This is a genomic window from Okeania sp., assembly GCF_983059655.1.
Window position 1 is genome coordinate 1 of the sequence record NZ_CEZPJD010000488.1, and the last position, 5,991, is coordinate 5,991.

The following is a 5,991-nucleotide window of genomic DNA, read 5'->3' on the forward strand; positions in this document are numbered from 1 at the left end:
AGTGGGGAAACTCAACAAAGTTACTATTCTCAAAATAACTATCAAGACTCATCCTCCAAAAGTAACTATTACTCCTCCAATAACAGTTATTATTCAGACACTTCTAGTTATAGTCAAAGTAGCTACAACTCTAGTTCATCCTCTAGTCAAAGCAGTTATTACACCAGCACTTCCTATACCCCAAGTCATCACTCAGGTTCTTCACAAGGAGTAGAAGTCGCTGCAGTTTTACCCGCTCAAGTGCAGGGTTTATTTGACAACCCCATTACTCAGTCAGGTTTAGCATATTACAACCGCACCATGCGACCGCCAGCAGTACCAGGAAATGGTAACACTAGATTAATATTTCCTCTATCTATCCCCGCACCCATAACTTCATTTTTTGGTTGGAGAACACATCCAATATTAGGTTATAAAAAATTTCACACAGGTACAGACTTAGGAGCGCCAACAGGAACCCCAGTAGTTGCAACTTATGCAGGTCAAGTAGCGATCGCTGACTGGTTAGGAGGTTATGGTGTAACTGTGGTGTTAGACCACCAGAAAAAATCATTGGAAACTCTCTACGGTCACTTATCAGAAATTTTTGTGAAACCAGGAGAAGTTGTTAAACAAGGTGAAGTTATCGGTCGCGTTGGCAGTACGGGAATGTCTACAGGTCCGCACTTACATTTTGAAATGCGACAGTTAACCAAGGATGGGTGGGTTGCGAAAAACCCAGATACTCATATTCAGTTTGCCTTGGTAAATTTGATGACAGCGTTGAAAGTTACTGAAATACCACCTGTACCGGAAATAAGTATTAATGAGTTGGTGAAACAAACTAAAGAATTAGATTCTGGTGTACCACAACTGCCACCTTTACCACCAGGTTTTGAAGTACCTATTCCTGACTTAGAGCCACCAATTTTTGAATTGACAAAAGCTGCGGAAAAATCTGATGAAGAGACAAAAATTAGTTTGAATGAAGAGGAGAAAAAAGTCGTGGAATAGAGTTAGTTGGATAGGGAAAAATTGACAAAACTCCTAGATATTTGAGTCGAATATTCTGGGAGTTTTTGTGAGGAGGAACTTAATAAATAATACCATACCCGATTGAATAGTTATAATTAAAGCTCGTAGTTGGGCTTTAGCCCTAAGCATATATACAGCGGATTCCAAGTATATGAAGTACTAAAATTAATGATAAAATCTTTGTATCACAGATATCTTGCCTGTGAAAGCTGTGCCTCACTTTAGATGGAATACACTGTATTTAACGGGCTAAAGCCCTACTACAAACAAAAACTTTGTCAAGTTAAAAGTTAAAAGTCATCAGAACTAATTATTATTATGAAAGACAAGAAAATCTGGATTATTGCTGATGAAACTGCTTCAGAAACTTCTGGAGGAAAAAGTTCAAGAGATACTGGAGCTAATTATGATAATAAGCCAAAAGAATCTACCGAATCAAGTAGAAAAAGATTTCAAGTTAAAGCTGAAGATTTGAAACGAGAAATGTCTGAATTTCTTGAAGTTATTGAATATGTATTTGACCAGACAAATCAAGAGACTTCTAATGTTAAATTAAAAGAAATTGAATTATCTGTTGAAATTAATGGAGAAGGTCAAGTTACTTTATTTGGTATTGGTGGAAAAGCTGGAAGTAAGGGTGCAATTAAACTAAAATTAGAACGTAAGGAGTCTTAAAGTATGGCAAAAAATTGGGCTATTTGTGTTGGAATTAATCATTACGATAATATGCCAAATCTTCAATATGCTCAGAGAGATGCTGAATTAATGCGGGATTATTTTCTCAATGAGGCAGGTTTTGAAAAAGAGAATGTTTATTTATTTACGGATAATTCTCCTGAAATTAATGATGCAGGTAAACCTTTTAATTCTCAACCTACTTATGGCACGCTAAAAAGATTTTTACGAGTAAGATTTAACAATAAATTTTTATCTGCTGGTGATAATTTTTGGTTCTTTTATAGTGGTCATGGAATGCGTTTTAATGACCGAGATTATTTAATGCCTGCTGATGCTGATCCTCATCCAGATGGAGTAGAAGATACTGCTATTCCCCTTTATTTTGTGACAGAAAGATTGAGGCGATGTGGAGCAGATAATGTGATTTTATTTTTGGATGCTTGTCGCAGTCAGGAAAGTTCAAAAGGTTTAGGTATAGGAAAGGAAAAGCAGAAAGGTGTAATTACAATTGCTTCTTGTAGTCCTAATGAAAAGTCTTATGAAATTGATGATGAAAGAATAAAACAAGGTGCTTTTACTTATGCTTTATTAGAATCTTTAAGAATTCAAGGTGAAGGTAATTGTGCCACCGTTGAAAGATTATATAATCGTTTGTCTTATCGAGTTACCGATATTAATCGTCAATTTAGAAAGCCTCGGCAAACTCCTTATGCTATTGTTGAACCTGCTACTAAATATCATTTAATATTGTTGGAAAAGCAGGCAACTGAACAAGATATTGCTACTCTCAGAGAAGAGGCATTAGAAGCAGAAAATGAGGATAATCTAGAATTAGCAGAACAATTATGGACTCGCGTTTTAGCAGTTTCTCCTGCGAATGGAAAAGCTTTAAAAGCTCTGAGAAGAATTTGGCAGAAGCAGCACAATATAAAATTAGGTAGAACTTCTGAAAATTCTAGTGAACAAGAAACAAAATCTACAGGAGATAAAGCTGTTAATTTGAGTTTAAAAGAGATAAATGAAGGTTCAAAAAATGATGAAATAGAATTACTTTCTGACAAAAATGTAGACTATACAAAACTCCGTGAATTTCTAGCAAATGGGGAATGGAAAGAAGCAGATATAGAAACAGCTCGTTGTATGTTGAAAGTTGCGGGGCGAGAGGAGCAAGGATATTTAGACATGGATAATATAGAAAATTTTCCTTGTACAGACCTCCGTACAATTGACCAGCTTTGGGTAAAACATAGTGATAGTAAATTTGGCTTTTCTGTGCAGAAGAAAATTTATCAGAGTTTGGGTGGAAAAAAAGAGTATGATAGTAAGGTATGGGAAAATTTTGGAGATCGAGTAGGATGGAAAAAAGGAGACATTTGGTTGAGCTACAATGAGCTAAATTGGACACGAGAAACATCATCACATTACATGGGGAACTTCCCTTTGGGTTGGGTGGGTGTTTTGGCATCTGAGGCGCATTGGTTGTGGTTTGGGGTTGGGCACCTCCCCGTTGGTTTTGGTTATCTCTTCTCTCGCACAAAGACTTGTAGACTTTAACATATAAGCGTTTCAGTCGCCTCATTCAGTTATCAGTTATCAGTTATCAGCAAGAGATTTAAAGTTTATTGTTATGAATCAAATTAACAAAACAACCCCAGTAGTCATATCAAAAATTTATTGCTTCTACTCCTCAAATAATGAAATTACCCCAACCTGTCATTTCAGTTATCAGTTATCAGTTATCAGTTATCAGCACAAGATTTAAAGTTTAATGAAACTACCCCAAGCTGTAATTATTCCTGATGAAAACTGGCAATGAATCATCAACTCCCAGAATTTGATAGTCTTAGTTTAAAAGTAGAGTTAGTTTACTAAAATTAATGCCTGAAATAAGTCGTTTTTTAGGAATTATTATTACTATGTATTATAACGACCATCCACCTCCTCATTTTCACGTTCGTTATAACCAACAAAAAGCTCTAATTGATATAGAAAATCTTTCTATTATTGAAGGTAAATTAACCCCTAGAATTCTTGGTTTAGTAATCGAATGGGCAGCAATTCATCAAAGAGAACTTCTAGAAAACTGGCAACGAGCAAGAGAACAAAATCCTTTGGAAAAAATTGAACCTTTGGAGTAAATTATGTTAAAAGACATTATCGAAGTTAATCATCAAGAAAACTATCTACTTTATCTGAAATTTGAAGATGGGAAAGAGGGAATTGTAGATATTAGTCAGCTAATAGAATTTAAGGGAATTTTTGCAAAATTACAAGATATCAATTATTTTAAAACTGTCAAACTTAATCCTGAATGGGGAACAATTTATTGGGAAAATGGTGCAGATTTAGATCCAGATGTTTTGTATTGTATTGTCACCAACGAACCAATTCCTAAATATATTTCCAAAACAACAAAAGATAAAACCATCAATGCTTGAATTATACCAACCTATTTCTCTAACCAAAGACTTCCCAGAATATAACCTAAAAAAAGGTGATACAGAAGCATGATTAAAATTAGTGATCGCTTCTAATTTAGATAGTCAAATTACACCATATTTAACAATAGTATGAATAACTCAAATTTGCTACATCACGCGCCCCCTAAATCCCCCAAAATTGGGGGACTTAAAGATAGCAAATTTGACTCTTGTTCCCCCCAGAATTGGGGGGCTAGGGGGGCAAAATTCAGTATTAAACAACTTTTAAAACATCCTCTGAAAGTTGCTACATCACTCGCCCCCTAAATCCCCCAAAATTGGGGGACTTAAAGATAGCAAATTTGACTCTTGTTCCCCCCAAAATTGAGGGTTAGGGGGGCAAAATTCAGTATTAAACAACTTTTAAAACATCCTCTAACATATTGAGGTCAAATAATTATGACAAGTGGATTAGAAAATAAAGTATTAAAACCAACAATTCCCACTCTAGAAAATGGCGATCGCTTAACTCGAATTGAGTTTGAAAATCGTTATAGCAAGTCAAATATTAAAAAAGCAGAATTAATTGAGGGAATAGTTTATATGGCATCCCCTTTACGAATTACCAAACATGGCGAACCCCATGCTTCAATTATGGGATGGTTATTACTCTATCGTGCTTCAACAGCAGGAGTGCAACTTGGCGATAATTCTACTGTTCGTTTGGATGGAGATAATGAACCTCAACCCGATGCTTTACTGCGAATTGAAAATGGTGGGCAGTCAATTATTAGTGAAGATGGTTATGTGGAAGGGGCGCCGGAATTAATAGTAGAAATTGCTGCTAGTACTGTTTCTATTGACGTGCATGAAAAAAAGAAAATCTATCGTCGTAATCAAGTTCAAGAATATCTGGTTTGGCGCGTCGAAGATGGAGAAATTGATTGGTATAGCTTACAAAAAGGGGAATATATTCAGCTTCAACCTAATTCCGAGGGAATAATTTATAGTGAAGTTTTTCCTGGTTTATGGTTAGATAAAGCAGCTTTATTAACAGGAAATTTAATTAAAGTAATTGAAGTTGTACAACTGGGGTTAGCTATAGCAGAACATCAAAACTTTGTTGATAAATTATCATCTTGAAGAATGCAGAAGGCAGAAGGGAAAGAAAGATTAAAGGGGAGAAAGTTTTTTGATCGCTGATTATTCGGGCATGATATAACTGATACAGCAGATTTCGGGCAAATGATGTACAGGATAAATCGTGAAAATATTGTAGTGCGGGCATCTTGCCCGCGCAGATGTACCTCATAACAACAGAAAGCACTGTAACTGAAATGACGATCAACCTTAGACAGGGAAATGTTTTTCTCAGTGTTCCCTATTCCCTATTTCCACTAAACATCGTAACTTCGTGCTTCAAGAGCTTCTGGGTTATCCTCACAATAAAGGTCAAAAGCACTTTTTTCCATCTTTTCTGCCTTTTGATGAGCAGCTTCAGCTTGTAACTCTTCTACAACATCCCAAGCTGCTGCACATTCTTTAGAAGTCACACCTTTTTCCGCACAAATACTCCTTGCTTCCTCAATAGCTGCCTCTATTCTCCTTTCGAGCAATACAGATTTTGGTTTCTCCACAAAATCACTCTTGCTTAAAATATCTGTAATTGAAATAATACCCAGTAACGTATCCTTAATTACAGGCGCTCGATGTATACCTGTATTAGCAAATAATCTCGCTACATACTCTACACCTAAATCAGGGTTGATAACAATACAAGGCTTTGTCATGATTTCATAAACTCGCACTTGTTTAGGATCTTTACCGTAAGCAGCAACCTGATAAACAATATCTGTCTCTGTGATAATACCATAAGCAT

The 5,991-nt window shown here is 35.8% G+C and carries 8 protein-coding genes; 7 read left to right on the forward strand and 1 reads right to left on the reverse strand.

Going from position 1 to position 5,991, the window contains the following annotated elements; genetic code table 11:
• The 7 genes from AC3DU7_RS22470 to AC3DU7_RS22500 form a co-directional block, all read left to right on the forward strand.
• Nucleotides 1-214, forward strand: a 214-nt coding sequence (locus tag AC3DU7_RS22470) for a hypothetical protein (RefSeq protein WP_488041526.1), incomplete at its 5' end; no start/stop codon positions are given.
• A gap of 26 nt (nt 215-240) precedes the next feature.
• Nucleotides 241-993 (forward strand): M23 family metallopeptidase, encoded by a 753-nt coding sequence (locus AC3DU7_RS22475; protein WP_488041527.1) that lies wholly within the window; start codon nt 241-243, stop codon nt 991-993.
• Between the two features lie 339 nt (nt 994-1,332).
• The gene (locus AC3DU7_RS22480; protein ID WP_488041528.1) at nt 1,333-1,689 is read left to right on the forward strand and encodes a Pepco domain-containing protein; all 357 of its coding nucleotides are present in this window, start codon (nt 1,333-1,335) and stop codon (nt 1,687-1,689) included.
• A 3-nt stretch (nt 1,690-1,692) separates the two neighbouring features.
• Complete coding sequence (locus AC3DU7_RS22485) at nt 1,693-3,246, forward strand: GUN4 domain-containing protein (protein ID WP_488041529.1); 1,554 nt, start codon at nt 1,693-1,695, stop codon at nt 3,244-3,246.
• Between the two features lie 323 nt (nt 3,247-3,569).
• Nucleotides 3,570-3,830 carry a DUF4160 domain-containing protein gene (locus AC3DU7_RS22490; RefSeq protein ID WP_488041530.1) on the forward strand — a complete coding sequence of 87 codons (261 nt, stop codon included), beginning with the start codon at nt 3,570-3,572 and terminating at the stop codon, nt 3,828-3,830.
• Between the two features lie 3 nt (nt 3,831-3,833).
• Nucleotides 3,834-4,130, forward strand: coding sequence for a DUF2442 domain-containing protein (locus AC3DU7_RS22495; protein WP_488041531.1), 297 nt, complete (start codon nt 3,834-3,836; stop codon nt 4,128-4,130).
• A gap of 441 nt (nt 4,131-4,571) precedes the next feature.
• Nucleotides 4,572-5,255 (forward strand): Uma2 family endonuclease, encoded by a 684-nt coding sequence (locus AC3DU7_RS22500; RefSeq protein WP_488041532.1) that lies wholly within the window; start codon nt 4,572-4,574, stop codon nt 5,253-5,255.
• A gap of 254 nt (nt 5,256-5,509) precedes the next feature.
• On the opposite strand, the gene AC3DU7_RS22505 is transcribed toward AC3DU7_RS22500, so the two are convergent.
• Nucleotides 5,510-5,991: CP12 domain-containing protein (locus AC3DU7_RS22505; protein WP_488041533.1), on the reverse strand; the 482-nt coding region annotated here is incomplete at its 5' end.